The following is a 26,190-nucleotide window of genomic DNA, read 5'->3' on the forward strand; positions in this document are numbered from 1 at the left end:
CTGGGAGTACATGAGCGTGTTGAAAAAACTGAGCTATTTGCTAACCGATCAGCCCCACCACGCTCACCACGCAGGCGGTGATGAAGACCGCGAGGCCGAGGCCGGCGAATCTCAGGTGCTTGAGAGAGACCCCCAGGCTGCGAGCGCTGGCATCGTCCAGCTCCAGCACTGCCAGCGGGCGCACCAGCACCGCCGCCAGCATCGCGGCCAGCAGCAACCGTGGCAGCAGATAGCCGACGCCGCTCCAGCTGTTCTGGGCCAGAGATCCGCTCCCCCACACCAGCAACCCTTTGAGCTCCTCCTGGAAGAACAGCAGCAATCCCATGCTGATGGCGGCCAGATAGAGGTTGATCACCAGCCCTGCAAAAACGATGACCACGGGATTGAGCTGGCGGCGCCAGGCCAGGGCGAAGACCAGCCCCATGGCCAGGCTTCCCCCGGCCATGGCGATCCACTCCCGCCCGATCAGCAGCCAGGAGGGGGCGAGCAGGGTCACCATCATCAGCGCCAGCTGGGCGCCGGAGGCCACCCCCAGGGTGGTGGGCGAGGCCAGGGGATTGCGCAGCACCTGCTGCATCAGGGTACCGGCGAGCCCGAGGGCGGCACCGGCCAGCAGGCAGATGGCAAGGCGCGGCAGCCAGCTGAAATGGACCACCGCCTGGCGGGCATCGTCCAGCTCGGGGGAGAACAGGGCCTGCCACCAGAGCGCCCCCGGCAGTTGACGCGCCAGCTCGGTGCAAGCCAGCCCCAGTGTCAGCACCAACAGGCAGAGACCCGGGCGCAGCAGGGGCGAAGAAAGAGAAGAGCTCATTGATTTGATCCCCCGGTTGCTCTGTGGACAGCCTGCTCCCGCAAGGCACCGTCCAGCAGGGTGGCGAAGCGGCGGGCCGCCAATATGCCACCAAAACTCCATGTCGCAGGCAGATGGATCACCGGATTGTTCTGTACCAGCGGGAGATGCTGCCACAATCCAGGCTCCTGAAGTTTTTCACCAACTCCTACGGGCACGGGGTCCACCACCACCAGCCTGGCCTCCGGCATCCCGAGAAACTGCTCCAGGCTCGCGACCGAGAATCCCCAGGCATTGGTCTCTCCCTGCCAGGCGTTGCGAAGGCCGAGGCGCTGCATCACTGCCTCGAACAGGCTGCCATGGCCAAACACCCGCACATGGCGCTCATCAATGAATTGCACCACCAGCAAGGGGGGCAGATCGGCGGGCTGCGCCGCCTGCATCTGTGCCAGATCCTGATCCAGCGCGGCGAGCTGGCGTTCGGCCTCCGCCTCTTTGTTGACCAGGGCGGCGATGGTCAGGGTCGCTTCCCGCAGTCGCAGCCACAGATCGGTGCCCGGTTCATACAGGGCGATGGAGTGCACCGGCGCGATGCGGGAGAGGGTCGGCGCCAGGGGGGCCGCCAGCGGCGAGATGAGAACAAGATCCGGTTTGAGCTCCGCCAGCAGTTCCCGGTTGGGTTGGGCACGCAGCCCGATATCGATCACCCCGGCAGGAAGCTGGGGTTCACCGACCCAGGCGCGATAGGGGGCCACATCCCCCACCGCCATCGGTGTCACTCCGAGCGCCAGCAGGGTTTCGGCTACGGTCCAGTCCACGGTGGCGATGCGGGGCGTGGCGCTGGTGGCGTCGGTGGCGGTAACAAGCTGCCCGGCCTCCCCTGCCAGGGGCAGCAGCAGACTGAGCAGACAGGGCGCCATCTTCAATAAACGGTTCAAGAGCGGCCCCCGGTCAGACGATGGCGATGGCGTGGTCATGGGCCGGATGGCGAATGACCTCCATGGGGATGCCATAGATGGCGTTCAGGGTCTCCCCTGTCATGATCTGTGCGGGCTCGCCGTGGGTCAGCAGACGACCGGAGTGCAGCGCCACCAGCCGATCGCAGAAACGGGAGGCCATGTTGATGTCGTGAATGACGATGATGACCCCGAGGTTGAGCTGGCGGCTGAGCTGCTTGACGAGCGTGAGCACCTCCACCTGATGGGCCACGTCCAGGGCGGCCAGTGGCTCGTCCAACAGGATGAAACGGCTCTCCTGGGCCAGCAGCATGGCGAGCCAGACTCGTCCCCGCTCACCGCCGGAGAGGGTATCCACCAGCCGATCGGCAAAGCGTTCGGTGTGGGTCAGGGCGATGGCCCGCTCCACCTGACGGTGATCTTCCGCTCCCATCCGGCCCAGCAGGCCGCGCCAGGGGTAGCGCCCCATCTCCACCAGTTCGCGGCCGAGCAGGTTTTCGGCACTCGGCAGGTGCTGGGGCAGATAGGCCACCTGACGGGCAAACTCCCGGTTGCCCCAGGCAGACAACGGCTGGTCATCGAACAGGATCTCCCCGCCGCTGTGGGGTTGCTGGCGCGCCAGCAGCTTGATCAGGGTCGATTTGCCCGACCCGTTGTGGCCGATGAGGCCATAGACCCGACCTTGCTCGAAGCGAAGGCTGGTGGGGTGCAGCAGCATGCGGTCATTGACCGCGAAGCTGGCGGATTTCATCTCGAACATAAGCAATTCCTGTGCTGGCTTGCTGCCAGTCTCATCGGTGCCAGCATCAGGCCGGCACCTTGCCATCCAGATGGGCGACCGCATCCCGGCTCACCTGCTCGCGCTGCTCGCCGGTCAGTTCGGTGAGGTGGCCCTGGCGCATCTCCAGCAGGCGATCGGCCAGTGAGAAGTAGTGATCGTCGTGGCTGATGGCGATCACCGTCTTGCCCATCTCCTTGAGACGCGGCAACAGCACCTGATAGAAGATGCGGCGGAACTGGGGATCCTGATCCGCGGCCCACTCGTCGAACAGCATCACCTCCCGCTGCTCTGCCAGGGCCAGCAGCAGGGCGACCCGCTTGCGCTGGCCCTGGGAGAGGTCGATATCGGCGATGAAGCCATCCTCGATGGCAAGCTTGCTGCCCATCTGCAACCGCTCAAGCCACTCGGCAACCAGCGCCTCTTTCGGCTCGGGCCCCAGCAAATGCTGGAACAGGTGGTAGTCGGTGAAGATGGCGGAGAAGAGCCCCAGATAGCCGTTGCGATCGGTGACCGGCTCCCCATCCAGCAGGATCCGGCCAGAGACCGGTTGATAGAGCCCGGTCAGCAGCATGGCCAGGGTCGACTTGCCGGAGCCGTTGCCACCGATGAGGAATATCTGCTCCCCCCGCTCGATCACCAGATTGATGGGGCCCACGGAGAAACCGCCCTCCCCCTGGTAGTGAAAGCTCACCTGCTCCAGCTCGATGCGCTGCCAGGGGCGAGGCGCAGGCGGCAACGGGAACGCCTCGTCCGGCTCCGCCAGATTGAGGGCAGCTATCTTGTCGAACGCCACCTGGGCGGCGATCAAGGTCGGCAAGGCTCCGATACCTTGCAGCAAGGGAGTGCGCAGGAACAGCAGGGTCAGGGCGAAGGTGGCGGCCACATTGGTGTTGGCCCAGCCCAGCCCGTTGGCCAGGAAGAAGACCAGGCCGATGGCACCCAGCATCATGATGTTCGACCAGTTCACCGCGCTCAGGTGGTAGGTATCGGCGCGGATGATCTGCTCCCGGTAGTCCCGGGCATTCTGCTCATAGAGCTGGTGGTAGACGAAGTAGGCACGCTCGCGGTTGAGCGCCAGCTCCTTGCTCCCGGCGATGATGGACTGGTAGTTCTGGTAGAGCCTGTCTTCGGCCTGGCGCATGTGCGCCAGGTGGCGATAGACCCGGTTCACCAGCAGCCAGCCCACCACCATGGTCACGGTGACCCAGAGGGCGGTAACACCGAGCAAGGCGGGAGAGAGCAGGCCAAGGTAGATGATGGAGCCCAGGGTGAGCACCAGGCCCTGTACCAGCTCCGGCAGGCGCACGAAGGCGATGGTGATCTGACCGATGTCGCTGGAAAGGGAGGCCAGGAGCGGCCCCTGCCCTATTTGACGCAGACGGGCGACGTCGGTATCCAGCAGTTGCTTGAGCAGGCGGCCACGCAACCGGTAGACGAAATGGTGACCCAGGGTGGTCAGGGCCAGTTGGGATCCGAGCGTGATCACCAGCAGCAGCAAGACAAGGCCGACAAGCTGACCCAGGATCGGCAGCGGATCCCCGACTGATTCGATAAGTGATTGATTGATGAAGGCAATGACGCCTATCCCGCTGACAGCACTCAGCAGGCTGAGCAGGGTAATGGCGATGAAGGGCCAACGGTATTGGCGATAAACCAGTGACAAGAGTTCCATGACAGGCCTGTAGATGAATGGAAGGAGGGCGGGAGCCTTCGCCCCCGCCCGGCCTGTCGCTTACCAGCGGTAATTGACGGTGCCGACTATGCTGCGCGGCTCGCCGTAGTAGCAGTAGTAGTCGCAGCTCGCCACATAGGTGTCGTTCAGCAGGTTGTTGACGTTGATCTGGGCACGCCAGTTCTTGGCAAAGTCATACCCGATCATCGCATCCCATACGGTGTGTGCAGGTACCTGGGCGGAACCATAGATGGGGGTGTAGTCCGCATTCACCGCGCCGATGCCGACGCTGGAACCCACATAGCGCACGCCGGAACCCAGCTCAAGACCGGATACCGGGCCCTGCTGCACCTTGTAGTTGCCCCAGAAGGAGGCCTGGTGGCGCGGGATCAGGCTCGCACGACGATCGCCGTTGCCGGTGTCGTTGGTCTTGGCATCGGTGTAGGTATAGGCAGCGGTCAGGCGCAACGCCTCGGTGGCCTGCACGCTCCCCTCCAGCTCGACCCCCTGGGAGGTCACTTCACCGGCCTGGGTCTGCTGGCCGGATCCGGTAGAGACCAGGGAGTTGGTCTGCTCCAGATCGAACAGCGCCAGGTTGATGTAGCCATCGAGGAAGCTGGGTGCGTACTTGACCCCGGTCTCGTAGAGCTTGCCTTCCAGCGGCTTGTAGGAGTTGCCGGTGTTGGGGTCTATCCCCGGCAGCACTTCGAAGGATTCCGCATAGGCGAAGTAAGGGGAGAGACCGTTGTCGGCCAGGTACATCAGGCTGCCGGAGAGAGAGAGGTTGTCGTCGTACTGTTTCTCGTTCTTGCTCTTGGCTTCGCTGATGTTGTGGGTTTCCACGTAGTCGAAACGACCGCCCGCGGTCAGCAGCCAGCGATCATCCCAGCGGATCTGGTGCTGGGCATAGAGGCCGCTCTGACCCTTGGTGCTCTTCTGATGGGTCGCGGTGGATTCATCAAAACCGGGGAAACCGCTGTAATCCGGGTTCATGGTGTTGATGGCGCCCATGCCATAGTTGTCGGCTTCCTGGCCTTCATTCACATGGCGCTGCAGATCCACCCCCAGCAACAGGGTCTGCTCCGTACTGTCGGTGTTCCAGTAGCCCACCATCTGGTTGTCCATGGTGGCGCTCTTGGTATCCCCATCCCGGTAGACCAGGCCGCGGTAGGCGGTGGTACCTTCATAGGTCGGGAAGATGTAGGTCTGGCGCAGCAGCAGATCGTTGTAGTTGAAGCGAACGTTCTGCTTGAACTCCCAGGTCTGGTTGAGCTGGTGGGCCAGCTCGTACCCGGCGGAGATCTGGGTATTGCGATTGCGATCGTAATCCGGCTGGCTCAGGTTGGTGGAGGGATCGATCTGGCCGCCGGAGGTATTCAGGGTGCCGTAAACCGGGAAGAAGCCGTTGGTCGGCACCCCTTCATCGTGCTTGAAGCTGGAGAGCAGCGTCAGCGTGGTGCGATCCGAAATATCCAGGGTCACGCTCGGCGCCAGATAGGCGCGCTCGTTGTAGGTGCCATCCAGCACGCCGTCCCGCTCGTTGTAGAGGGCCACCAGACGATAACGGCTGTTGTCGGTAAGGGTGTCGGAGACATCCACCCCGACCTGGCGCAGATCCCGGTTGCCCAGTTGCAGGTTCACCAGACCCTGCGGGGTCGCTGTCGGACGCTTGCTGATGGCGTTGATGACGCCTCCGGGAGGGGCTTCGCCATACAGAATGGAGGCCGGGCCTTTGAGCACTTCCACGCTCTCAAGGCCGAAGGGTTCCGGGGTCCAGACATAGTAACCGGTGCTGAACAGGCGGTTGCCATCCAGGTAAGAAGCCGCATCGAAGCCGCGCACCTTGAACCAGTCAGCATCCGTGTCCGAACCATAGGACTGGGACAGGACGCCGGAGCGATAGCGCAGGGACTCGTCGAGCTTGAGTACGGCGTGCTGGTCCAGCTCTTCGCGATTGACCACGGAGACGGCACGGGGGGTCTCTGCCATGGGGACCTCGACCTTCATGGCGGTCCCGGTCACGACCATGGTTTCACCCGCCTTGGGCAACTCTTTATCCGTCTGTTCCGCCGCCAACACGGGCAGGGACGCCAGCAGACAGGAGAGCGGCAGCAGCTGTGCGCCTCTCTTTCGCATCACGGCATTCGGGGTATTTTTTTGCGCAATCATATAAGTGTCTCAAATATCAATAAGTTATGTTTGATTTCTTATTATGGGTGCCCAATTGGACCGGTCAGCCCGGCGTCTCAGGCGAATAAAGCAGCGCCATGCTACTACAGGTGCCGTGATCGAATCGATTCAATAATTGCTAATCATTTGCATCTGCATTGTTAATTGATGTTTTAAAGTGTCGTTTGACAACTAAATGTGCGATGAGGTCGCAACAGGCGGAAAGAAGGCAGCATGACGGCCACGAGACCGGTTTTGGCAGCAAAAAAGTGGACAGGATCCTTATCCCCAAGCTTTATCCATATTTATCCACATGCTTTGGCGGTAAGATCCCCCCTCTTCACTTTTTCGATGACATCAGGATCCATTCCATGGCCAAACTCAACCTCGTCGTCGGCTCCATGCTGGGGGCCTCCGAATATGTCGCAGATCATGTGGTCGGCCTGCTTGAACAGGCGGGCCACCAGGCGGAGATCCACAACCCCGCCAGCCTGGCCAGGATCCTGACCGAGCCAGAAGCCATCGTGTTGGTGGTCACTTCCACCCATGGTGCGGGGGATGTACCCGACAATCTGCAGCCCTTTGCCCGGGATCTTGCCGAGCAGCAGCCGGATCTCGCCGCCTTCAAGTACGGAGTGATCGCCCTGGGGGATCGCAGTTATGACACCTTCTGCCAGGGCGGCAAGACGCTGGATCGGCTGCTGGCCGGGTGCGGTGCCAGCCGACTGGGGGATCTCCTGGAAATAGACGTGACCCAGCACGAGATCCCCGAAGATGCCGCAGAAACCTGGATCCACGACTGGATGACCTTGATCGGCTGATCAGGGCCAGGGAGATCCGGTCACGACCCCCGATCTCCCTGGTTATCCCCAGATCCCTATCCACCAGGTTATTAACAGAGGGATCCGGATAAGTTTTTCCCGAGAGCTCCCCACATGAGCTCGGATAATTGTGTATAACTTAGGTACCAAGCTCTGTAAAACCTATAGTTATTCATGTATTAGATCTTGCCAACCATGTATCTGTGTATAAAAACCCATGTTATCCCCCCGTTCGCCCCCTCTGGATCCAAGCTTTTCCACAAGCAGCGATCGACCTTAACCGAATGATCTTTATGATCAAAAATGCCTTATCAACAGAAGTCGTGGATCCTAATAAAAGATCCAATAAAAGATCGATCTAAAGATCCTTAAGATCTATTTAACCGCTCCCTGATCCATACTGATCCTGAAGTAGACGTTCCCCTCCGGATGCTAAACAGATAGAATGATCCGCCCTTCAGACCAGGCAAACAAAGATCTTCAGGCGTGCAGATCAAGGTGATCCCCAATGCAATACCATGAACAATTTGATGTGATCGTCGTCGGTGGCGGTCATGCAGGAACCGAAGCAGCAACAGCGGCAGCCCGTATGGGTCTCAATACCCTGTTGCTCACCCACAACATAGATACGCTGGGGCATATGTCCTGCAATCCGGCGATCGGCGGGATCGGCAAGGGACACCTGGTCAAGGAAGTCGACGCCCTTGGCGGGATCATGGCGCAGGCCATCGATCTCGGCGGGATCCAGTTCCGCACGCTCAACTCTTCCAAGGGCCCTGCGGTGCGGGCTACCCGTGCCCAAGCGGATCGCCTGCTGTACAAGGCAGTGGTGCGTCAGACCCTGGAGAACTACCCGAACCTGAAGATCTTCCAGCAGGCCTGCGACGATCTGGTCATGGACGGGGATCGTGTCGCCGGGGTCGTCACCCAGAGCGGGATCCGCATCAGCGGCAAGACGGTCGTACTGACCGTTGGCACTTTCCTCAATGGTCTGATCCACATCGGCATGGAAAACTACAAAGGGGGCCGCGCCGGGGATCCTCCCTCGATCGCCCTCGCCCAGCGCCTGCGTGAAATGCCGCTGCGCATCGATCGCCTCAAGACGGGCACGCCACCACGCATCGATGCACGCACCGTCGATTTTTCCGTGATGCAGCAGCAACATGGTGACGATCCTCGCCCGGTCTTCTCCTTCATTGGCAACGCCAGCCAACATCCGCGCCAGATGCCTTGCTACGTGACCCATACCAATGAGCAGACCCACGAGGTGATCCGCAACAACCTGGATCGCAGCCCCATGTACGCCGGGGTGATCGAGGGGATAGGCCCGCGCTACTGCCCGTCGATCGAAGACAAGATCACCCGCTTTGCCGACAAGACGGCGCACCAGATCTTTGTGGAACCGGAAGGCCTGACCACCCACGAGCTCTACCCGAACGGGATCTCCACCAGCCTGCCGTTCGACGTGCAGGTGCAGATCGTCCGCTCGATCCGTGGTTTCGAGAATGCCCATATCACTCGCCCTGGCTACGCCATCGAGTACGATTTCTTCGATCCGCGGGATCTCAAGGCCAACATGGAGAGCAAGTGCATCGAGAACCTCTTCTTCGCCGGCCAGATCAACGGCACCACCGGCTATGAAGAGGCCGCTGCCCAGGGCCTGATGGCCGGTCTGAACGCGGGCTTGCGCGCCCAGGGCAAGGAAGCCTGGCACCCACGCCGGGATCAGGCCTACATGGGCGTGATGATGGACGATCTCTCCACCCTGGGAACCCGCGAGCCCTATCGCATGTTCACCAGTCGTGCCGAATATCGCCTGCTGCTGCGGGAAGACAACGCGGATCTGCGCCTGACCGCCATCGGCCGCGAGCTGGGTCTGGTGGATGATCATCGCTGGAGCCTGTTCAATGCCAAGGTGGAACAGGTGGAGCAGGAACGTCAGCGCATGCGCTCGACCTGGATCCACCCGCAGCATCCGTCTCTGGAGGCCGTCAACGCCCTGGTCAACACTCCCCTGACCCGGGAGCAGAGCCTGGAAGAGCTGCTGCGCCGTCCGGAAGTGACCTACGATGCCCTGATGGCCATCGAGGGTGTGGGGCCTGCATTGACCGATGCGGCTGCCGCGGATCAGGTGGAGATCCAGATCAAGTACGCCGGTTATATCGAGCGTCAGCACGACGAGGTGGAGAAACAGCTGCGCAACGAAAACACCCTGCTGCCGTTGGATATGAACTACCGCGACGTGAACGGTCTCTCCAACGAGGTGATCGCCAAGCTCAACGATGCCAAGCCAGAGACCATTGGTCAGGCGTCCCGCATCTCCGGCATCACCCCTGCCGCCATCTCCATCTTGCTGGTGCACCTGAAGAAACACGGCCTGCTGCGTAAAACCGCCTGAGGAATTCCCCGTTGGACAACATGCTGCAAAGATTGAACGGCCTGCTCATGCAGGCCGGAATTGTTATCACCGAAACCCAGAAGACCCAGTTGGTGCAGTTGGTCGAGTTGCTGCACAAGTGGAACAAGGCTTACAATCTCACCTCGGTGCGAGATCCGGACGCCATGCTGGTCAAGCATATCCTCGACAGCCTGGTGGTGAGTCCTCACCTGCACGGTGAACGCTTCATCGATGTGGGAACGGGCCCGGGTTTGCCCGGACTGCCGCTGGCCATCATCAATCCGGACAAACAGTTCGTGCTGCTCGACAGCCTGGGCAAGCGGATCAACTTCATCCGCCAGGTGATCCTGGAGCTGGGGTTGACCAATGTGACCCCCGTCAAATCCCGGGTGGAGGAGTATCAACCCGAGACCGGATTTGATGGTGTACTGAGCCGGGCTTTCGCCTCCCTGGAGGACATGCTGAGCTGGTGTCATCATCTGCCGTCACCCGAGGGCAGTTTCCTGGCGCTCAAGGGACAATACCCCGAGCAGGAGCTGGCACAGTTGCCTGACAGCATTCGTCTGGTTGCCACCCACAAGCTGGTGGTGCCGGAACTGGAAGGCGAACGCCATCTGCTGGAGTTTAAAGCCATCCAGCCCGAATAGGGCCGCCGCATTCATTTAGGGGACAGTGTGGGAAAAGTCATTGCCATAGCCAACCAGAAGGGTGGAGTGGGTAAAACCACCACCTGTGTGAATCTGGCCGCCTCCATGGCCGCTACCCGGCGCAAGGTGCTGGTGATCGATCTGGATCCGCAGGGCAATGCCACCATGGGCAGTGGCGTCGACAAGTACGATGTCGAGCGCACCGCCTATGAACTGCTGATCGAAGATGCCCCCATCGGCGAGGTGATCATCCCCGAAACCTCGGGAGGCTATCACCTGATCGCCGCCAATGCCGACGTGACCGCGGCAGAAATCCGCCTGATGGAGTTTTTTGCCCGCGAGATCCGCCTGCGCAACGCCCTGGCCTCGGTCAGGGACAAGTACGACTACGTCTTCATCGACTGCCCGCCTTCTCTCAATATGCTGACGGTGAACGCCATGGCCGCCGCCGACTCCGTGCTGGTGCCCATGCAGTGCGAATACTATGCGCTGGAAGGGCTGACCGCCCTGGTGGACACCATCAGCAAGCTGGCAGCCGTGGTCAATCCGGAGCTGAAGATTGAAGGGGTGCTGCGCACCATGTTCGATCATCGCAACCGGCTGGCCAATGATGTGTCCGATCAGCTGAAACAGCATTTCGGGGACAAGGTCTATCGCACCATCATTCCCCGCAACGTAAGACTGGCGGAGGCGCCGAGCTTTGGCGCGCCAGCCATGCACTATGACAAATCATCGGTGGGGGCCAAGGCCTATCTGGCCCTGGCTGGCGAGATCCTGCGCCGCCAGGAACAGGAGTCCCAGCCGCTCACCGCAGATCGAGAGAGCATATGACGCCGAAGAAACGTGGGCTGGGCAAGGGGCTGGACGCCCTGCTCAGCACCAGCACGGCCGCCCGCCAGAAACAGGTGATGAGCGACCAGCGCACCGAACAGGCCATGGCCCCGACCAATCAGGGCGAGCTGCGCAAGCTGCCGGTGGAGTGGCTGCAGTCCGGCAAATACCAACCGCGCAAGGATATGTCCCAGGATGCGCTGGAGGAGCTGGCCAACTCCATCCGTGCACAAGGGGTGATCCAGCCCATCGTGGTTCGCTCCATCGGTGAAAACCGTTTCGAAATCATTGCTGGTGAACGCCGCTGGCGCGCCTCCCAGCTGGCCCGTCTCGAAGTGGTGCCCTGCCTGGTCAAGGATGTCGCCGACGAGGCGGCCGTCGCCATCGCACTCATCGAGAACATCCAGCGTGAAGATCTCAACGCCATCGAGGAGGCCGTCGCCCTCCAGCGCCTGCTGACGGAGTTCGAACTGACTCACCAGCAGGTTGCCGAGGCGGTAGGCAAGTCCCGCACCACGGTCACCAACCTGCTGCGTCTCAACCAGCTCAACGAGGACGTGAAGCGCTTCGTGGAGCACGGCGACCTCGACATGGGGCATGCCCGTGCCCTGCTGGCCCTGAGCGGCCAGGCCCAGTCAGAGCTGGCCAAACTGGTGGCCCAGAAGGGGCTGACAGTGCGAGATACCGAGAAGCTGGTGCAAAAAGCACTGGAACCGGCAAAAACCAGGGTTGAACCCGTCCGCGATCCGCAGTTTGGTTATCTCGAGCGCCAGATTTCTGAAAAAATTGGCAATCAGGTGCAACTTCAGCCGGGCAAGAAAGATAGCGGCAAGTTAGTAATAAGTTACGATAACTTGGCAGATTTGGACCGGGTATTGGGCTATTTTGGCCTGTCAGAATCGTGATTTTTACGCTTTTTGTAGTAATAAAACATCCATTACTTTCGATATGAACATAACCTTAATTTCGCGCGGAAAGCCGCAAAAATTAAGGATTTTTGCCATGTTGCAATAGCCGTCTTCACGGGTATAATTTGACCGGCTTTTCGAGCTGTGAACCTGGGGTCTTCGGATCCCGATTTTTTACAGTTCTGTAATGTTCAGGGGTAGGTTGGTGAAGCAGAAAATAGCCTTGGAAGGTTTGACGCTGGCCTTGGCTATGCTCGTTTGTCAGCTGGTCCTGATCCTGGCGATCGCCACCGTCTGGTTTTATCAGGCGGGAGAGTTCGCCGGACAATCCTCTCTCTACGGAGGGGGGATGTACTGGGTTCCTCAAGCCCTGTTCACGCTCTGGGTTCTGCGCCGCAAGGTGACGAAAGAGAGCGTAGGCCTGGTTTTGCGGGACTTTTATGGTGGGGCAGGGATTAAGCTCATTACTACAACAGGACTTTTCGCCCTGCTGTTTGGCGCCGGGATTGAGGTCGACACCGCCTCGTTCTTCGCCACTTATATCCTCGCCCTCGTTGTACAGTGGATAGTTTCATTCACGCTTAACAACCACTATTAGGAAAACTCATGTCTGCAACCGGAGAAGTCCTGACTCCTCAGGGATATATCTCCCACCACCTGACCCACCTGCAGGTAGGGTCCGGGTTCTGGACGGTGAATATCGATTCCATGATATTTTCCGTCGTGCTAGGCGCCCTGTTTATCTGGTTGTTCCGCAAGGTTGCCGTCAAGGCCACCAGCGGTGTGCCCGGTAAGCTGCAGTGCTTTGTGGAGATGCTGGTCGAGTTTGTGAATGGTAACGTCAAGGACATCTTTCATGGTCGCAACAAGGTCATCGCACCTTTGGCCCTGACGGTGTTCGTGTGGATCTTCCTGATGAACTTCATGGACCTGATCCCCGTTGACTTTATCCCTCACGCTGCACAGTTGATGGGTGTTCCCTATCTGCGTGTGGTTCCCTCTGCTGACGTTAACATCACCATGTCCATGGCTTTGGGCGTGTTCTTCTTGATCCTGTACTACAGCATCAAGGTCAAGGGTATCAGCGGGTTCGTGAAGGAGCTGACGCTTCAGCCTTTCAACCACCCTGCTGCCATCCCGGTTAACTTCATCCTTGAAACCGTCACGTTGATTTCCAAGCCTGTTTCATTGGGTCTGCGACTGTTCGGCAACATGTATGCTGGCGAACTGATCTTCATCCTGATTGCGGGTTTGTTACCCTGGTGGTCACAGTGGATCCTGTCCGTGCCTTGGGCAATCTTCCACATCCTGATCATCACTTTGCAGGCGTTTATCTTCATGGTTCTGACCATCGTCTATCTGTCGATGGCGCAGGAAGACCATGGTTGATGCAACTCAAATAATCCTTTTTATACAATCAATTACATCTAAATAAATGGAGATCCTCATGGAAAACTTGAACATGGACCTGCTGTACATCGCTGCTGCAATGATGATGGGTCTGGCGGCTATCGGCGCCTCCATCGGTATCGGTATCCTGGGTGGCAAGTTCCTGGAAGGTGCAGCTCGTCAACCTGACCTGATCCCTGTTCTGCGTACCCAGTTCTTCATCGTGATGGGTCTGGTGGATGCGATCCCGATGATCGCCGTTGGTCTGGGTCTGTATGTGATGTTTGCGGTTGCCTAAGTCATTACGACTCACGCAGAACCCATTAACTAACTAAAGAGGACATCGGCTGTGAATATCAACGCCACCCTCCTCGGCCAAGCAGTTGCTTTTTTCATCTTCGTAGTGTTTTGCATGAAGTACGTATGGCCGCCGCTGATGGCTGCCATCGAAGCCCGTCAGAAAGAAATTGCTGACGGCCTCTCTTCTGCAGAACGTGCCAAGAAAGATCTGGAGCTGGCCAAGGCCAACGCCACCGATCAGCTGAAAGAAGCCAAGCTTCAGGCTGCTGAAATCATCGATCAGGCCAACAAACGCAAGGCCCAGATCATTGATGAGGCCGCTGTCGGAGCCCAAGCTGAGCGGGAGAAAATCCTGGCTCAGGGCCGTGCAGAGATCGAAGCTGAACGTCATCGTGCCAAAGAAGAACTGCGCAAGCAGGTTGCTGCTCTTGCCATCGCGGGTGCAGAGAAGATCCTGGCACGCCAAATCGACCAGGCTGCCAACAGCGACATCGTCGACAAACTGGTAGCAGAACTGTAACGGGAACGGGGCTATGTCTGAACTGACTACAATCGCTCGCCCCTACGCCAAGGCTGCTTTCGAGTTTGCCGTTGAGCACAAGGCGGTTGACCAATGGCTGGAGATGCTCGATTTCGCCGCTCAGGTGGCAGAAAACGAGACCATGCACAGCCTGGTAAACGGCTCCGTTGCTGCCGAAGAACTGGCAAAGCTGTTTGTCGGTGTCTGCGGTGAGCAGCTCAACGAGCACGGTCAGAACCTGATCCGGGTGATGGCCGAGAATGGTCGCTTGGGTGTGCTGCCGGCGGTCGTTGCCGAATTCGTCGCGCTCAAGGCTGAACTGGACAAAGAAGTTCAGGCTGACGTGATTTCGGCGATCGAACTGACCGACCAGCAGAAAGCCAATATTCAGGCTTCTCTGGAACAACGTCTCGCGCGCAAAGTGAAGCTGAATTGCAGCACAGATGCGTCCTTGATGGCCGGGGTGCTCATCAAGGCCGGTGATCTCGTTATCGACGGCACGGTCCGCGGTAAGCTGGATCGCATGGCCGATGCGCTGCAATCTTGATTGGGGTATTAGAGCATGCAACTGAATTCCACTGAAATCGCCGAGCTGATCAAGCAGCGCATTGCGCAGTTTGATGTCAAAAGCGAAGCGCGTAACGAAGGTACCATCGTTTCTGTAAGCGACGGCATCATTCGTATCCACGGTCTGGCCGATGCCATGCAGGGTGAGATGATCGAGCTGCCGGGCAACCGCTTCGCTCTGGCATTGAACCTGGAGCGTGACTCCGTTGGTGCCGTAGTAATGGGTCCCTATGCCGATCTGGCCGAAGGGATGAAGGTAAAGGGTACCGGCCGCATTCTGGAAGTGCCGGTCGGTCGTGGTCTGTTGGGCCGGGTGGTCAACACCCTGGGTCAGCCGATCGACGGTAAGGGTCCGGTAGACAACGACGGCTTCTCGCCGATCGAAGTGATCGCCCCGGGCGTTATCGAGCGTAAGTCTGTTGACCAGCCAGTCCAGACCGGTCTGAAAGCCATCGATGCCATGATCCCTATCGGTCGTGGCCAGCGTGAGCTGATCATCGGTGACCGCCAGGTTGGTAAGACCGCCATCGCCATCGACACCATCATCAACCAGAAAGATTCCGGCATTAAGTGCGTCTACGTTGCGATCGGCCAGAAGGCCTCCACCATCGCCAACGTGGTGCGCAAGCTGGAAGAGCACGGCGCCCTGGCCAACACCATCGTGGTCGTGGCTTCTGCCTCCGAAGCGGCTGCTCTGCAGTACCTGGCTCCCTACGCCGGTTGCTCCATGGGCGAGTACTTCCGTGACCGCGGCGAAGACGCACTGATCATCTATGATGACCTGTCCAAGCAGGCCGTTGCCTATCGCCAGATCTCCCTGCTGCTGCGCCGTCCGCCTGGACGTGAAGCTTACCCGGGTGACGTCTTCTATCTGCACTCCCGTCTGCTGGAGCGTGCTGCTCGCGTCAACGCCGAGTACGTAGAGAAGTTCACCAATGGTGCCGTGAAAGGCCAGACCGGTTCCCTGACCGCCCTGCCGATCATCGAAACCCAGGCCGGTGACGTCTCCGCGTTCGTTCCGACCAACGTGATCTCCATCACCGACGGCCAGATCTTCCTGACCTCCCAGCTGTTCAACTCCGGTATTCGTCCGGCGGTTGACCCGGGTATCTCCGTATCCCGTGTGGGCGGTGCTGCTCAGACCAAGATCGTCAAGAAGCTGTCCGGTGGTATCCGTACCGCGCTGGCCCAGTACCGTGAACTGGCGGCATTTGCCCAGTTCTCTTCCGACCTGGACGATGCTACTCGCAAGCAGCTGGATCACGGTCAGAAAGTCACCGAGCTGATGAAGCAGAAGCAGTACTCTCCGATGAGCGTGGCCCAGCAGTCCCTGGTGCTGTTCGCCGCCGAGAAGGGTTATCTCGCCGATGTCGAACTGAGCAAGATCGTCGACTTCGAAGCCGCTCTGCTCTCTTACGCCAATACCCAGCATGCCGAGCTGATGGCTGAAATCAATGCCAAGGCCGACTACAACGACGCGATCGTTGGCAAGCTGACTGCGTTGCTGGATGACTTCAAGGCAACCCAGACCTGGTAAGCGTGTGTGGCAGCGCAAGCTGCCACCTGATGGAGAGAAGAGATGGCCGGCGCAAAAGAGATACGTAACAAGATCGGGAGTGTGAAGAACACTCAGAAGATCACCAGCGCTATGGAAATGGTGGCAGCGAGCAAGATGCGCCGTGCGCAGGAACGCATGTCTGCCAGCCGTCCGTACGCTGAAACCATGCGCAAGGTGATCGGCCATATCGCTCAGGGGAACTTGGAATACAAGCACCCCTACCTCATCGAACGTGAGGTGAAGCGAGTGGGTTACATCGTCGTCTCCACCGACCGTGGCCTGTGTGGTGGTCTGAACATCAACCTGTTCAAGGCTGCCCTCAATGATATGAAGCAATGGAGCGCGAAAGGTGCCAAGGTTGACCTGGCATTGATCGGTAACAAGGCCTCCAACTTCTTTGAACGGCACGGCGCCAAGGTGAAAGCCCACGTCTCCGGACTGGGTGACAACCCGAGCGTCAATGACCTGATCGGTTCAGTGAAGGTCATGCTGAAGGCTTACGACAACGGTGAGATTGACAGGCTGTACCTGGTGTACAACAAGTTCGTCAACACCATGGTTCAGCAACCAAAAGTCGATCAACTGCTGCCTTTGCCCGTAACAGAAGACAGCAAGCTCGCCAAGAAGCACCACTGGGACTACCTCTATGAGCCGGATCCCAAGCAACTGCTGGATACCCTGCTGATTCGCTACGTCGAATCCCAGGTCTACCAGGGTGTGGTAGAAAACTTGGCAAGTGAACAGGCAGCCCGAATGGTTGCCATGCAAGCCGCGACTGACAACGCCGGCAACCTGATTAACGATCTGCAACTGGTATACAACAAGGCCCGTCAGGCCAGTATTACCCAGGAGCTCACTGAGATCGTTTCCGGTGCTGCTGCGGTGTAAGGCAAGGGTTATCAAAGGTTTAGAGGATTTGACATGAGTAACGGTTTCATCGTCCAAATCATCGGCGCTGTGGTGGACATCGAGTTCCCGCAGAATGCCGTGCCCCAGGTGTACGATGCACTGAAGGTTGTCAGCGAAGGCCAAGGCCAGGGTCTGGTACTGGAAGTTCAGCAACAGATCGGCGGCGGCGTCGTGCGTTGCATCACCATGGGTTCCTCCGACGGTCTGCGTCGTGGGTTGGAAGTAGTTAACAGCGGCAAGGCCATCCAGGTACCGGTCGGTACCTCGACCCTGGGCCGTATCATGAACGTACTGGGCGACCCCATCGACGAGAAGGGTCCGATCGGCGAAGAAGAGCGTTGGTCCATCCACCGCGAAGCCCCCAGCTACGAAGATCAGTCCAACAGCACCGAGCTGCTGGAGACCGGCATCAAGGTTATCGACCTGGTATGTCCGTTCGCCAAGGGTGGTAAGGTTGGTCTGTTCGGCGGCGCCGGTGTAGGCAAGACCGTCAACATGATGGAGCTGATCCGTAACATCGCGATCGAACACAGCGGTTACTCCGTGTTCGCCGGTGTAGGTGAGCGTACCCGTGAGGGTAACGACTTCTACCACGAGATGATGGAGTCCAACGTACTGGACAAAGTATCTCTGGTTTACGGTCAGATGAACGAGCCGCCCGGAAACCGTCTGCGCGTGGCGCTGACCGGCCTGACCATGGCCGAGAAGTTCCGTGACGAAGGTCGTGACGTGCTGTTCTTCGTGGACAACATCTACCGTTACACCCTGGCCGGTACCGAAGTATCCGCACTGCTGGGCCGTATGCCTTCCGCAGTAGGTTACCAGCCGACCCTGGCCGAGGAGATGGGTGTTCTGCAAGAGCGCATCACCTCCACCAAGACTGGTTCCATCACCTCCGTACAGGCCGTTTACGTGCCTGCGGATGACTTGACCGACCCGTCTCCGGCGACCACCTTCGCCCACCTGGATGCGACCGTCGTACTGTCCCGTCAGATCGCGGCACTGGGTATCTACCCGGCCGTTGACCCGCTGGACTCCACCTCCCGTCAGCTGGATCCGCTGGTGGTTGGCAAGGAGCACTACGAGACCGCTCGTGGCGTTCAGACCGTACTGCAGCGCTACAAGGAGCTGAAGGACATCATCGCCATCCTGGGTATGGATGAACTGTCAGAAGAAGACAAACTGACCGTAGCCCGTGCCCGTAAGATCGAGCGTTTCCTGTCCCAGCCGTTCTTCGTGGCCGAAGTATTTACCGGTTCTCCGGGCAAATACGTGCCGCTGAAGGAAACCATCCGTGGCTTCCAGGGCATCCTGAAGGGCGAGTATGACGATCTGCCGGAGCAGGCGTTCTACATGGTTGGCGGCATCGACGAAGTCGTCGAGAAGTCCAAGAAACTGTAAGCCTCGATAGGAGGGCCCATGGCTGAGATGATCTCCTTTCACCTGGATGTGGTGAGCGCCGAAGGAAAACTGTTTTCCGGTCGCGTGCAATCCGCCCAGGTATCAGGCTCCGAAGGTGAGCTGGGTCTCCGCCACGGTCATGCTCCGTTGCTGACTGCCATCAAGCCGGGCCTGGTCCGCTTGATCAAGCAAAATGGTAGCGAAGAGGTGCTGTACATCTCCGGCGGCATGCTGGAAGTACAACCCGAAGCCGTGACCGTGCTGGCCGATACCGCCATTCGCGCAGACGATCTGGATGAGGCGAAAGCCCAGGAAGCCAAACGTCGTGCCGAAGAGCGGATCAACAGCTCCCATGGTGATATCGACTATGCTCAGGCGTCTGCCGAGCTGGCCAAAGCGATGGCCCAGTTGCGGGTTATCGATATCGTCAAAAAGAATTACCGTTAATCACGGTGATGCAAAAAGCGACCTTCGGGTCGCTTTTTTTTTGCCCGTTGGATAGACTCCGCCCAGCATTTCCACCTGTTTCAAAGGCTAGCTATGTCTCTCAACGTCGTGATCCTGGCTGCGGGCAAAGGCACCCGCATGCGTTCCTCCCTGCCCAAGGTGCTGCACCCCGTTGCCAGCAAGCCCATGGTCTCCCATGTGATCGAGACCGCCCGCCAGATCGGTGCCGAACAGCTGCACCTGGTGTACGGCCACGGCGCCGAACTGCTGAAGGAGCGGATCCAGGCATCCGACCTGAACTGGGTGCTGCAGGCCCAGCAACTGGGGACCGGCCATGCCGTCGCCCAGGCCATTCCGTTCTGGCATGACGAAGACGACGTGCTGGTGCTCTACGGCGATACCCCGCTGATCCAGCCCGAGACCCTGCAACGCTTGCTGGCCGCCAAGGCCGACGATGGCATGGCGTTGCTGACCGTGGTGCTGGACAACCCGACCGGCTATGGCCGCATCGTGCGGGAACATGGTCAGGTGGTCGGCATTGTCGAGCAGAAGGATGCCAACGCCGAGCAACTTGCCATCCGCGAAGTGAACACCGGCGTGCTGGTGGCGAACGGTGCCCAGCTGCGCGGCTGGCTGTCGCGCCTCGACAACAAGAACGCCCAGGGCGAGTTCTATCTGACCGACGTCATCGCCATGGCCCATGGGGATGGTTGTGCCATCGCCGCCGTCCACCCTGACAGCACCATGGAAGTGGAAGGGGCCAACAACCGGGTGCAGTTGGCCCAGCTTGAGCGCAGCTACCAGCAGATGCAGGCCGAGAAGCTGATGATCGCTGGCGCCACCCTGATCGATCCGGCCCGTTTCGATCTGCGCGGCACCCTGGAAATCGGGGAGGAGGTGGTGATCGACGTCAACGTCATCATCGAAGGCAAGGTGGTGCTGGGTAATCACGTGCGCATCGGTGCCGGCAGCGTGCTGAAGGATTGCGTCATCGGCGACCACACCGAGGTGAAACCCTACTCCGTCATCGAAGGTGCGCAAATTGCCGACCAGTGCTCGGTCGGGCCCTTTACCCGCCTGCGCCCGGGTGCCGTGCTGGAGCAGGATGCCCATGTCGGCAACTTCGTCGAGATGAAGAAGGCCCGGCTGGGGGTGGGCTCGAAGTGCGGTCATCTGACCTATCTGGGGGATGCGGACGTCGGCGCCAAGGTGAACATCGGTGCCGGCACCATCACCTGCAATTACGACGGGGTGAACAAGTTCCAGACCATCATCGAGGACGATGTGTTTGTCGGCTCCGATACCCAGCTGGTGGCGCCGGTGCGGATCGGCAAGGGGGCGACCCTGGGGGCGGGTTCTACCATCACCAAGGATGTGGCGGAAAACGAGCTGGTGATCACCCGGGTGCCCCAGCGCCATATTCCGAACTGGCCCCGTCCGGTCAAGAAGAAGTGATGCCCGATCAATGAAATGCAAACCGGCGCCCGAGGGCGCCGGTTTTTTTGCTTATGGCTGATGACTGGTGTCACTGGTCGATGGCTGGGGGGCCGCCCATGCGGTGGCGGAGGGACTGTTCTCCATCACCTGATACCAGTCGAGCTTGCGAGTCAGCCCCATGACCAGCGCCAGGGTGGCGAACAGCAGCAGGGCGCCAAGCAACAGGGCTGTCTCTTCGGCCTGCAGCAGCCCGAACAGGATGGCGTAGACCAGCCCCAGCAGGGCGGCGAATCCCATGCCCTGTTTCGGGCCGCCCAGCACATGGCTCAGGTAGAAGCCGTTGAGGGCCACACTGGCCAGGGCGGCAATGAGATAGGCCCAGGCAAAGCCGAGATGCTCGGTCAGCGCCAGCAGCACCAGATAGAAGATGGCCAGCCCCATGCCCACCAGCGCGTACTGGATGGGGTGTACCCGCAGCCCCTTGAGCAGCTCGAACATGAAGAAGCTGATGAAGGTGAGGCCGATGAACAGCAGGGCATATTTGGCGGCCCGCTCGTTCAGCTGATAGTGATCCACCGGTTGCACCAGGCTGACGCTGAATGACGGCAGTTTGGTGCCCGCTCCCTTCATCATGCGGTTGAAGCGGCTCTCCATGTCGGTGGCGAACCAGCTGGTCTGCCAGCTTGCCTCGAACCCTTGATCCGCAAGGGTGCGTTCACCGGGCAGAAAGTCGCCGAGAAAATTGGGATGGGGCCAGTTGCCGTTCAGGTGAAACCGGCTGTCCTGTCCGAGCGGCACCACTTCCAGCGCATTCATGCCCTGCAGATCCAGCTCGATGTGAAAGCGGCCATCTTCGTCTGGCAAGGCGTTGAGCGGGGCATGGATCCCCACTCGCCCGTCCCCCAGCTGGGCGCCAGGGGCAAACGGGATGCGTTGCTCCCCCCATTGCAGTTCGGGTACGCGGCTGATGCCCCGGGCATCGGAGAGGATCAGGCTGAGATAGGGTTTGCCCGGCACCAGGGCGGGATCCGCCGGGTCGAAGCTCAGGTTCGGGTTGCCGGCCACCAGCCCTTTGTCAGCCAGGCTGGTGGGCATCAGGCCGGAGAGGGAGAGGCGACTGTGATAAATCTGGGCCTGATAGATGCCGAGCTTGCGCGGGGTCACCTCCATGCTGGCCCGCACGTCCAGCCTCTGGGGCAGCAGGTAGCGATAGACCTGCTCCTTGCGAACGAAATGTTTGCCATCCTGCTCGACGGTGACGGCCCGGGTATAGGGTTGCACCAGTACGGGCCCCATCAGACGCTGGGGCCCGCTGTGGCTGGCCATGATGCTGTGAATGGCCTGACTGCGATAGGCTTGGCGCTCCCGATTCAGCTCCATGATGGCGTGAACCGGGATCATCATCAGCAGGCAGAGCAACAGCAGCAGGGCGATCTTGTGGGTGAAAATCTGTTTGACCATGACACGTCTCCTTGTTGTTGAACGGGAGTGTGCCGGGGTCGCGTGAAGGGAGGATGGGGTAGTGTGAAGTGGTGGTGAAGGGGGATAAAAAAACCGGCGCAAGGCGCCGGTGTTGCTGGCATCAGAGTGTCTTCAACCGGGCCGGCAGGGCGGCGAACACCTCCTCCCTGGCCCTGAGGGAAGCGAACTGCTTGCCCGGCTTCTGGATTACGGTGTGGACGAAGATGAGCGTCTTGCCCTGTTTGCTGGCCCAGCCGACGAACCAGCCGATCTGCTGCTCCCTGTCCAGGCTGCCATCCAGCAGCTTGGGGTAACCCATGCCGGTCTTGCCGTGGATCTGCCAACCGTCGATGTCGGGCTGACGCATCAGGTTGGCGGTATGGTGCAGGGTCTTGGCGGAGACCGGCAGCTTGCCGCTCACCATCTTGCCAAGGAAGCGGGCTTGCTCCTGGGGGCTGATGGCGAGGCTGGCGCTGAGCCAGGCCTGGGTCAGACCGTCGTGCTTGCCCGGGTTGCCTTCGAGATCCCGGTTGCCGTAGTCGAAGCTGTCCACGTAGTGCTGGAAGCGAGCCTCTCCCAGCCACTCGGTGAGGCGCTGCGAGTACCAGATGACCGAGAATTGCATCCAGCTGCTCGGGGTGGTGGTCTGTTTCCACTCCGGCAGGAAATCAGGATCACCGGCCTTGAACGGCAGGGCCGGCAGTTGTTCATCCACCAGGAAGCCGCTGTCATAGCCCATCAGTGCCAGCGGGATCTTGAAGGTGGAGGCCGGGGTCAACTGGGCGGCACAGTCCCCCAGGGTGCTGACGGGTTTGCCGGTGCCATCGGCAAACAGCATGCAGCCAGAAGCGGCGCTGGCAGGCAGTGCACAGAAGAGGCCAGCGGCAAGCAGACCGGACAACAGCATACGGGGCATATCTATCTCCTTGATTAATATGAATGCGCATCGACGGGGACGGTCGTCATCGAGGAGGTGCAGCTTAGCCCGGCTCTGTGTGCTTGGTGTGAAGTGTCCTCAGTTGCCGGGCAGCCAGAGTGTGGCCAGCACCCCCCCGTCCGGCTGATTGGCAAGGGCAAGATGGCCGCCGTGCTGGCGTGCCACCTCCATGGCAAAACTGAGCCCGAGGCCGCTGCTCTTGCCCTTGTCTGGCCTTGGCAGGGAGTAGAAACGCTCGAAAATCCTGGGCAGCGCAAAGTCGGGAATGCCTGGCCCCTGATCCCGCACCCGGAAGCAATAACCCCCCTCCTCCATGGCGCCGCTCAGCACCAGGGTACTGCCGACGGGGGCGAAATCGAGGGCGTTGTCCAGCAGGTTGCCAAGGGCCTGCTCCACCAGCAGGGGATCCCACTTCTGCTTCTGACCTTCCCCCAGCTCGGCATGCAGGGCGATCTGGCGGCGCTGGGCCTGGATCTGGCGGGCGTCGAGCACCCGTCTGCCCAGCCGGGCCGGCTCGACGGATTGTCTGTCCAGCCCCTGCCCTGATTCGAGGCGGGCGAGTTGCAGCATGCGTTCGATCAGCTGCTGCATGCGGGCCGTCTCCAGATTGATGTTGCCGATGAAGCGTGCGGCCACCTCCGGCGGCGGCGCCTCGGCCAGGATCTCCCCCGCCCCGCGAATGGCCGCCAGCGGGCTTTTGAGCTCGTGGGTCAGGCTGTGGACATAGGCCTCGATATAGGCCTTGCCGTCCAGTTGGCGGCGCATGGTCTCCAGGGAGTGGCCTAGCCTGTCCAGTTCGGGGCTGTAGAGGCGCGGCAGGCTGGCGGGCTGACCCTGGCTGATTGCATCCGCATAGTGCACCAGCTTGCCGATGGCGCGGTTGAGCCACCACACCAGCAAGGCGCCGATGAGCAGCGAGATGAACAGCAGCAGGGCCGCCCCTTTCAGCAACTGGTGTTCGCTGCGCTCTATCATGGGCTGCAGGGTGCTGTTGGGCTTGGCGACGGTGAGGGAGCCGATGATCTCGGCTCCTTCCCGCAGCGGAGCTGCCACATACATGGTCGAGCTGGCAGCATCGTCGGGATCGGTGCGGGTGCTGCGGGCGCCATATTCGCCACGCAGGGTCAGGTAGACGTCGTTCCAGCGCGAGTAGTCCTTGCCCAGATCCACCCCGTCCGAGTCGTAGACCACCCTGCCTTTTGCGTCGGTCACATAGATGCGGTACTCCGCCTGCTGCTTGAGGTGGCCATCGATGAGGGCATTGATGGGACTCTGGTTCAGGCGGGAGAAGGCGCTGGCCAGCCGGCCATTCGCCATCTTTCCTTCCTGCATGTCGTCCAGGGCCAGGGGGGCCAGCATCTGCGCCATGTCCACCAGGGTATCTTCGGTGGCGCTGCGTACCCCGGGCTTGATCTCTTCGACAAAGATCTCCAGCACGAACCAGGCGGCCAGGGCGAAGATCAGCACCAGGCCGCACAGCAGTTGCAATCCGATTCTCATCTCATCCCCCTGCCGATGCCCGGCCACCCTGAGTTCATGCCAGCTCCAGACTGTAGCCCAGCCCGCGGTGGGTCAGGATCAGGTTGGCGTCAGGGTCTCGCTCCCGCAGCTTGGCCCGCAGGGTCTTGATGTGGGTGTCGACGGTGCGATCCAGACTCTCTTCCGCATCCTGCCACACCAGATCCATCAGCTGCTGGCGGGAGTAGACCCGACCCGGCGCCAGCATCAGGGTCTTGAGCAGCAGGTACTCATAGCGGGTGAGCGTCAGGGGCTGGCCCAGGAAGCAGATTCGTGCCCGCTCCTCGTCCAGGGCGAGTGGCTGTATCGGCTGGGAGGGTGCGGGCTGGCTGCGGCGCAGGATGACCCGCACCCGGGCGCACACCTCACGGGGCGAGAAGGGTTTGGCCACGTAGTCGTCTGCCCCTATCTCCAGCCCGATCAGCCTGTCTATCTCCTCGCTGCGGGCGGTGAGAAACATCAGGGGAATATCGGTCAGTGCCCGCACCCGCTTGCACAGTTCGAAGCCGCTGATGTCCGGCAGCCCCACATCCAGGATCAAAAAATCCGGTCGCGTCTGTTCCAGTCGCGCCAGCAACGGCTGACCGAGGGGGAACCACTCCACCTCGAAACCATCGGTCTGCAGGGCATAGATCAGGGTATCGGCAATGCTGGCTTCATCTTCCACCAGCCAGATGAGTCGTTTTTGCATGGCGTCCTCGTCGCAAATCGGCTCCTCATTCTGGCATCGAACCAAATCGGATCCTATTTGCCGTTTGATTTTTCCCGAAAAGGCATTAATATTTCGCCATTCTTTCGAATCGAAACTTAAAGATGACCAAACGCAACACACAGCAGCGCCGTCACACCATAGTGAGTCTGGTGCAGGAGCAGGGGGAAGTCAGCGTCGATGCCCTGGCCAAACACTTCGCCACCTCCGAAGTGACCATCCGCAAAGATCTGGCGGTGCTGGAGACCGGTGGCCTGTTGCTGCGTCGCTACGGCGGTGCCGTTCCCCTCCCCAGCGAGATGGTGGTGGACAGCAACCCGGAACAAGTTTCGAATCGAAAGCTAGCCATTGCCCGCGCCGCCGCCGAGCGGATCCGCGATCACAACCGCGTCATCATCGACAGCGGCAGCACCACCAGCGCCATGATCCCCATGCTGGGCAACAAGCGCGGCCTCATCGTCATGACCAACTCCCTCAATGTGGCTGGTGCCCTGCGCGAGCTGGAAAACGAGCCCACCCTGCTGATGACTGGCGGGACCTGGGATCCCCATTCCGAATCTTTCCAGGGGCAGGTGGCGGAGCAGGTGCTGCGCTCCTATGACTTCGACCAGCTCTTCATCGGTGCCGATGGCATCGACCCGGAGCGGGGCACCACCACCTTCAACGAGCTGGTGGGCCTCTCCCGGGTCATGGCCGAAGTGTCGCGGGAGGTCATCGTCATGGTGGAGTCGGAGAAGATCGGCCGAAAAATCCCCAATCTCGAGCTGCCCTGGTCCGGCATCCATACCCTGGTGACCGACGAGGGGCTGAGCAATGCGACCAGAGAACAGATTCAGGCCAGGGGGATCACGCTGATTTGCGCCCCCGTGGCCGTGTGATTTGAACAAACCATTATCCAACCGAATTAACGTCTTACGTTTCAAGGAGAAGTGTATGTGTGGCATCGTCGGGGCCGTCGCCCAACGTGATGTGGCTGAAATCCTGGTAGAGGGCCTGCGCCGTCTGGAATACCGTGGCTACGATTCGGCCGGTGTTGCCGTGTTCAGCGCCAACCAGCCGCTGCA

24 protein-coding genes and 1 pseudogene are annotated in these 26,190 nt (G+C 60.1%); 16 read left to right on the forward strand and 9 right to left on the reverse strand.

The window, feature by feature from the left end:
- Positions 1 to 43: 43 nt before the first annotated feature.
- From AACR77_RS05475 to AACR77_RS05495, 5 genes and pseudogenes are all read right to left on the reverse strand, one after another.
- Positions 44 to 811: pseudogene (locus AACR77_RS05475) on the reverse strand (iron chelate uptake ABC transporter family permease subunit); the annotation flags it as partial.
- A complete protein-coding gene (locus tag AACR77_RS05480; protein ID WP_042878035.1) occupies positions 808 to 1,710 on the reverse strand; it encodes an ABC transporter substrate-binding protein in 903 nt (300 codons plus the stop codon). The gene AACR77_RS05480 and the pseudogene AACR77_RS05475, both read right to left, overlap by 4 nt.
- Positions 1,711 to 1,741: 31 nt before the next feature.
- Positions 1,742 to 2,506 (reverse strand): ATP-binding cassette domain-containing protein, encoded by a 765-nt coding sequence (locus AACR77_RS05485; protein ID WP_042878022.1) that lies wholly within the window; start codon positions 2,504 to 2,506, stop codon positions 1,742 to 1,744.
- A 46-nt stretch (positions 2,507 to 2,552) separates the two neighbouring features.
- Positions 2,553 to 4,199, reverse strand: a complete 1,647-nt coding sequence (locus AACR77_RS05490) for a multidrug ABC transporter permease/ATP-binding protein (protein WP_042878024.1) — start codon at positions 4,197 to 4,199, stop codon at positions 2,553 to 2,555.
- Between the two features lie 60 nt (positions 4,200 to 4,259).
- Complete coding sequence (locus tag AACR77_RS05495) at positions 4,260 to 6,368, reverse strand: TonB-dependent siderophore receptor (RefSeq protein ID WP_042878026.1); 2,109 nt, start codon at positions 6,366 to 6,368, stop codon at positions 4,260 to 4,262.
- Between the two features lie 371 nt (positions 6,369 to 6,739).
- On the opposite strand from AACR77_RS05495, the gene mioC reads away from it, so the two are divergent.
- The 15 genes from mioC (at position 6,740) to glmU (ending at position 20,519) form a co-directional block, all read left to right on the forward strand.
- Positions 6,740 to 7,189, forward strand: a complete 450-nt coding sequence (gene mioC / locus AACR77_RS05500; protein ID WP_039040628.1) for an FMN-binding protein MioC — start codon at positions 6,740 to 6,742, stop codon at positions 7,187 to 7,189.
- A gap of 508 nt (positions 7,190 to 7,697) precedes the next feature.
- On the forward strand, positions 7,698 to 9,587 hold the full coding sequence (gene mnmG / locus AACR77_RS05505) for a tRNA uridine-5-carboxymethylaminomethyl(34) synthesis enzyme MnmG (RefSeq protein ID WP_010672271.1): 1,890 nt from the start codon (positions 7,698 to 7,700) through the stop codon (positions 9,585 to 9,587).
- Between the two features lie 20 nt (positions 9,588 to 9,607).
- A complete protein-coding gene (gene rsmG, locus AACR77_RS05510; protein ID WP_010672270.1) occupies positions 9,608 to 10,234 on the forward strand; it encodes a 16S rRNA (guanine(527)-N(7))-methyltransferase RsmG in 627 nt (208 codons plus the stop codon).
- Between the two features lie 27 nt (positions 10,235 to 10,261).
- Positions 10,262 to 11,065, forward strand: a complete 804-nt coding sequence (locus AACR77_RS05515; RefSeq protein ID WP_029313362.1) for a ParA family protein — start codon at positions 10,262 to 10,264, stop codon at positions 11,063 to 11,065.
- On the forward strand, positions 11,062 to 11,970 hold the full coding sequence (locus AACR77_RS05520; protein ID WP_010672268.1) for a ParB/RepB/Spo0J family partition protein: 909 nt from the start codon (positions 11,062 to 11,064) through the stop codon (positions 11,968 to 11,970). Before AACR77_RS05515 ends, AACR77_RS05520 begins: the two co-directional genes overlap by 4 nt.
- 190 nt (positions 11,971 to 12,160) lie before the next feature.
- On the forward strand, positions 12,161 to 12,571 hold the full coding sequence (locus AACR77_RS05525) for an ATP synthase subunit I (protein WP_010672267.1): 411 nt from the start codon (positions 12,161 to 12,163) through the stop codon (positions 12,569 to 12,571).
- A gap of 8 nt (positions 12,572 to 12,579) precedes the next feature.
- Entirely contained in the window at positions 12,580 to 13,362 is a 783-nt protein-coding gene (gene atpB / locus AACR77_RS05530) for a F0F1 ATP synthase subunit A (protein ID WP_010672266.1), read from the forward strand.
- Between the two features lie 58 nt (positions 13,363 to 13,420).
- Positions 13,421 to 13,660, forward strand: a complete 240-nt coding sequence (atpE, locus tag AACR77_RS05535) for a F0F1 ATP synthase subunit C (RefSeq protein ID WP_010672265.1) — start codon at positions 13,421 to 13,423, stop codon at positions 13,658 to 13,660.
- A 51-nt stretch (positions 13,661 to 13,711) separates the two neighbouring features.
- Positions 13,712 to 14,182 carry a F0F1 ATP synthase subunit B gene (gene atpF, locus AACR77_RS05540; RefSeq protein WP_010672264.1) on the forward strand — a complete coding sequence of 157 codons (471 nt, stop codon included), beginning with the start codon at positions 13,712 to 13,714 and terminating at the stop codon, positions 14,180 to 14,182.
- 13 nt (positions 14,183 to 14,195) lie between these two features.
- Entirely contained in the window at positions 14,196 to 14,729 is a 534-nt protein-coding gene (atpH, locus tag AACR77_RS05545; RefSeq protein ID WP_010672263.1) for a F0F1 ATP synthase subunit delta, read from the forward strand.
- A gap of 15 nt (positions 14,730 to 14,744) precedes the next feature.
- Positions 14,745 to 16,286: a F0F1 ATP synthase subunit alpha gene (gene atpA / locus AACR77_RS05550; protein ID WP_010672262.1), complete on the forward strand. Its 1,542-nt coding sequence runs from the start codon at positions 14,745 to 14,747 to the stop codon at positions 16,284 to 16,286.
- A gap of 42 nt (positions 16,287 to 16,328) precedes the next feature.
- The gene (gene atpG / locus AACR77_RS05555) at positions 16,329 to 17,195 is read left to right on the forward strand and encodes a F0F1 ATP synthase subunit gamma (protein WP_010672261.1); all 867 of its coding nucleotides are present in this window, start codon (positions 16,329 to 16,331) and stop codon (positions 17,193 to 17,195) included.
- Positions 17,196 to 17,228: 33 nt separating this feature from the next.
- Entirely contained in the window at positions 17,229 to 18,617 is a 1,389-nt protein-coding gene (atpD, locus tag AACR77_RS05560; RefSeq protein ID WP_010672260.1) for a F0F1 ATP synthase subunit beta, read from the forward strand.
- A gap of 18 nt (positions 18,618 to 18,635) precedes the next feature.
- Positions 18,636 to 19,064 carry a F0F1 ATP synthase subunit epsilon gene (locus tag AACR77_RS05565; protein WP_010672259.1) on the forward strand — a complete coding sequence of 143 codons (429 nt, stop codon included), beginning with the start codon at positions 18,636 to 18,638 and terminating at the stop codon, positions 19,062 to 19,064.
- 93 nt (positions 19,065 to 19,157) lie between these two features.
- Positions 19,158 to 20,519, forward strand: a complete 1,362-nt coding sequence (gene glmU / locus AACR77_RS05570) for a bifunctional UDP-N-acetylglucosamine diphosphorylase/glucosamine-1-phosphate N-acetyltransferase GlmU (protein WP_042878028.1) — start codon at positions 19,158 to 19,160, stop codon at positions 20,517 to 20,519.
- A gap of 51 nt (positions 20,520 to 20,570) precedes the next feature.
- Here glmU and creD read toward each other — a convergent pair whose 3' ends face one another.
- The 4 genes from creD to blrA form a co-directional block, all read right to left on the reverse strand.
- On the reverse strand, positions 20,571 to 21,962 hold the full coding sequence (gene creD / locus AACR77_RS05575; protein ID WP_042878030.1) for a cell envelope integrity protein CreD: 1,392 nt from the start codon (positions 21,960 to 21,962) through the stop codon (positions 20,571 to 20,573).
- Positions 21,963 to 22,083: 121 nt separating this feature from the next.
- Positions 22,084 to 22,878: a class D beta-lactamase gene (gene blaOXA / locus AACR77_RS05580; protein ID WP_042864688.1), complete on the reverse strand. Its 795-nt coding sequence runs from the start codon at positions 22,876 to 22,878 to the stop codon at positions 22,084 to 22,086.
- A 99-nt stretch (positions 22,879 to 22,977) separates the two neighbouring features.
- Positions 22,978 to 24,399: a beta-lactam sensor histidine kinase BlrB gene (blrB, locus tag AACR77_RS05585; protein WP_042878036.1), complete on the reverse strand. Its 1,422-nt coding sequence runs from the start codon at positions 24,397 to 24,399 to the stop codon at positions 22,978 to 22,980.
- Positions 24,400 to 24,433: 34 nt separating this feature from the next.
- Positions 24,434 to 25,108, reverse strand: a complete 675-nt coding sequence (gene blrA, locus AACR77_RS05590) for a beta-lactam response regulator transcription factor BlrA (protein ID WP_010672254.1) — start codon at positions 25,106 to 25,108, stop codon at positions 24,434 to 24,436.
- 122 nt (positions 25,109 to 25,230) lie between these two features.
- Here blrA and AACR77_RS05595 point away from each other — a divergent pair, with 122 nt between their 5' ends.
- Positions 25,231 to 26,004 (forward strand): DeoR/GlpR family DNA-binding transcription regulator, encoded by a 774-nt coding sequence (locus AACR77_RS05595; RefSeq protein ID WP_042878031.1) that lies wholly within the window; start codon positions 25,231 to 25,233, stop codon positions 26,002 to 26,004.
- Positions 26,005 to 26,190: the final 186 nt, after the last annotated feature.

The sequence above is a fragment of the Aeromonas sp. ZOR0002 genome, from assembly GCF_963866995.1.
Taxonomy (GTDB): Bacteria; Pseudomonadota; Gammaproteobacteria; order Enterobacterales; family Aeromonadaceae; genus Aeromonas; species Aeromonas caviae.

Coding starts and splice junctions, on each gene's coding strand:
- AACR77_RS05595 (WP_042878031.1), top strand. CDS start 25,231: ATGACCAAACGCAACACACAGCAGCGCCGTCACACCATAGTGAGTCTG.
- atpH (WP_010672263.1), top strand. CDS start 14,196: ATGTCTGAACTGACTACAATCGCTCGCCCCTACGCCAAGGCTGCTTTC.
- atpG (WP_010672261.1), top strand. CDS start 16,329: ATGGCCGGCGCAAAAGAGATACGTAACAAGATCGGGAGTGTGAAGAAC.
- creD (WP_042878030.1), bottom strand. CDS start 21,962: ATGGTCAAACAGATTTTCACCCACAAGATCGCCCTGCTGCTGTTGCTC.
- mioC (WP_039040628.1), top strand. CDS start 6,740: ATGGCCAAACTCAACCTCGTCGTCGGCTCCATGCTGGGGGCCTCCGAA.
- atpD (WP_010672260.1), top strand. CDS start 17,229: ATGAGTAACGGTTTCATCGTCCAAATCATCGGCGCTGTGGTGGACATC.
- AACR77_RS05525 (WP_010672267.1), top strand. CDS start 12,161: ATGTTCAGGGGTAGGTTGGTGAAGCAGAAAATAGCCTTGGAAGGTTTG.
- rsmG (WP_010672270.1), top strand. CDS start 9,608: ATGCTGCAAAGATTGAACGGCCTGCTCATGCAGGCCGGAATTGTTATC.
- AACR77_RS05480 (WP_042878035.1), bottom strand. CDS start 1,710: ATGGCGCCCTGTCTGCTCAGTCTGCTGCTGCCCCTGGCAGGGGAGGCC.
- AACR77_RS05495 (WP_042878026.1), bottom strand. CDS start 6,368: ATGATTGCGCAAAAAAATACCCCGAATGCCGTGATGCGAAAGAGAGGC.
- atpA (WP_010672262.1), top strand. CDS start 14,745: ATGCAACTGAATTCCACTGAAATCGCCGAGCTGATCAAGCAGCGCATT.
- atpE (WP_010672265.1), top strand. CDS start 13,421: ATGGAAAACTTGAACATGGACCTGCTGTACATCGCTGCTGCAATGATG.
- AACR77_RS05520 (WP_010672268.1), top strand. CDS start 11,062: ATGACGCCGAAGAAACGTGGGCTGGGCAAGGGGCTGGACGCCCTGCTC.
- atpB (WP_010672266.1), top strand. CDS start 12,580: ATGTCTGCAACCGGAGAAGTCCTGACTCCTCAGGGATATATCTCCCAC.
- blaOXA (WP_042864688.1), bottom strand. CDS start 22,878: ATGCCCCGTATGCTGTTGTCCGGTCTGCTTGCCGCTGGCCTCTTCTGT.
- blrA (WP_010672254.1), bottom strand. CDS start 25,108: ATGCAAAAACGACTCATCTGGCTGGTGGAAGATGAAGCCAGCATTGCC.
- AACR77_RS05485 (WP_042878022.1), bottom strand. CDS start 2,506: ATGTTCGAGATGAAATCCGCCAGCTTCGCGGTCAATGACCGCATGCTG.
- AACR77_RS05565 (WP_010672259.1), top strand. CDS start 18,636: ATGGCTGAGATGATCTCCTTTCACCTGGATGTGGTGAGCGCCGAAGGA.
- AACR77_RS05490 (WP_042878024.1), bottom strand. CDS start 4,199: ATGGAACTCTTGTCACTGGTTTATCGCCAATACCGTTGGCCCTTCATC.
- blrB (WP_042878036.1), bottom strand. CDS start 24,399: ATGAGAATCGGATTGCAACTGCTGTGCGGCCTGGTGCTGATCTTCGCC.
- glmU (WP_042878028.1), top strand. CDS start 19,158: ATGTCTCTCAACGTCGTGATCCTGGCTGCGGGCAAAGGCACCCGCATG.
- mnmG (WP_010672271.1), top strand. CDS start 7,698: ATGCAATACCATGAACAATTTGATGTGATCGTCGTCGGTGGCGGTCAT.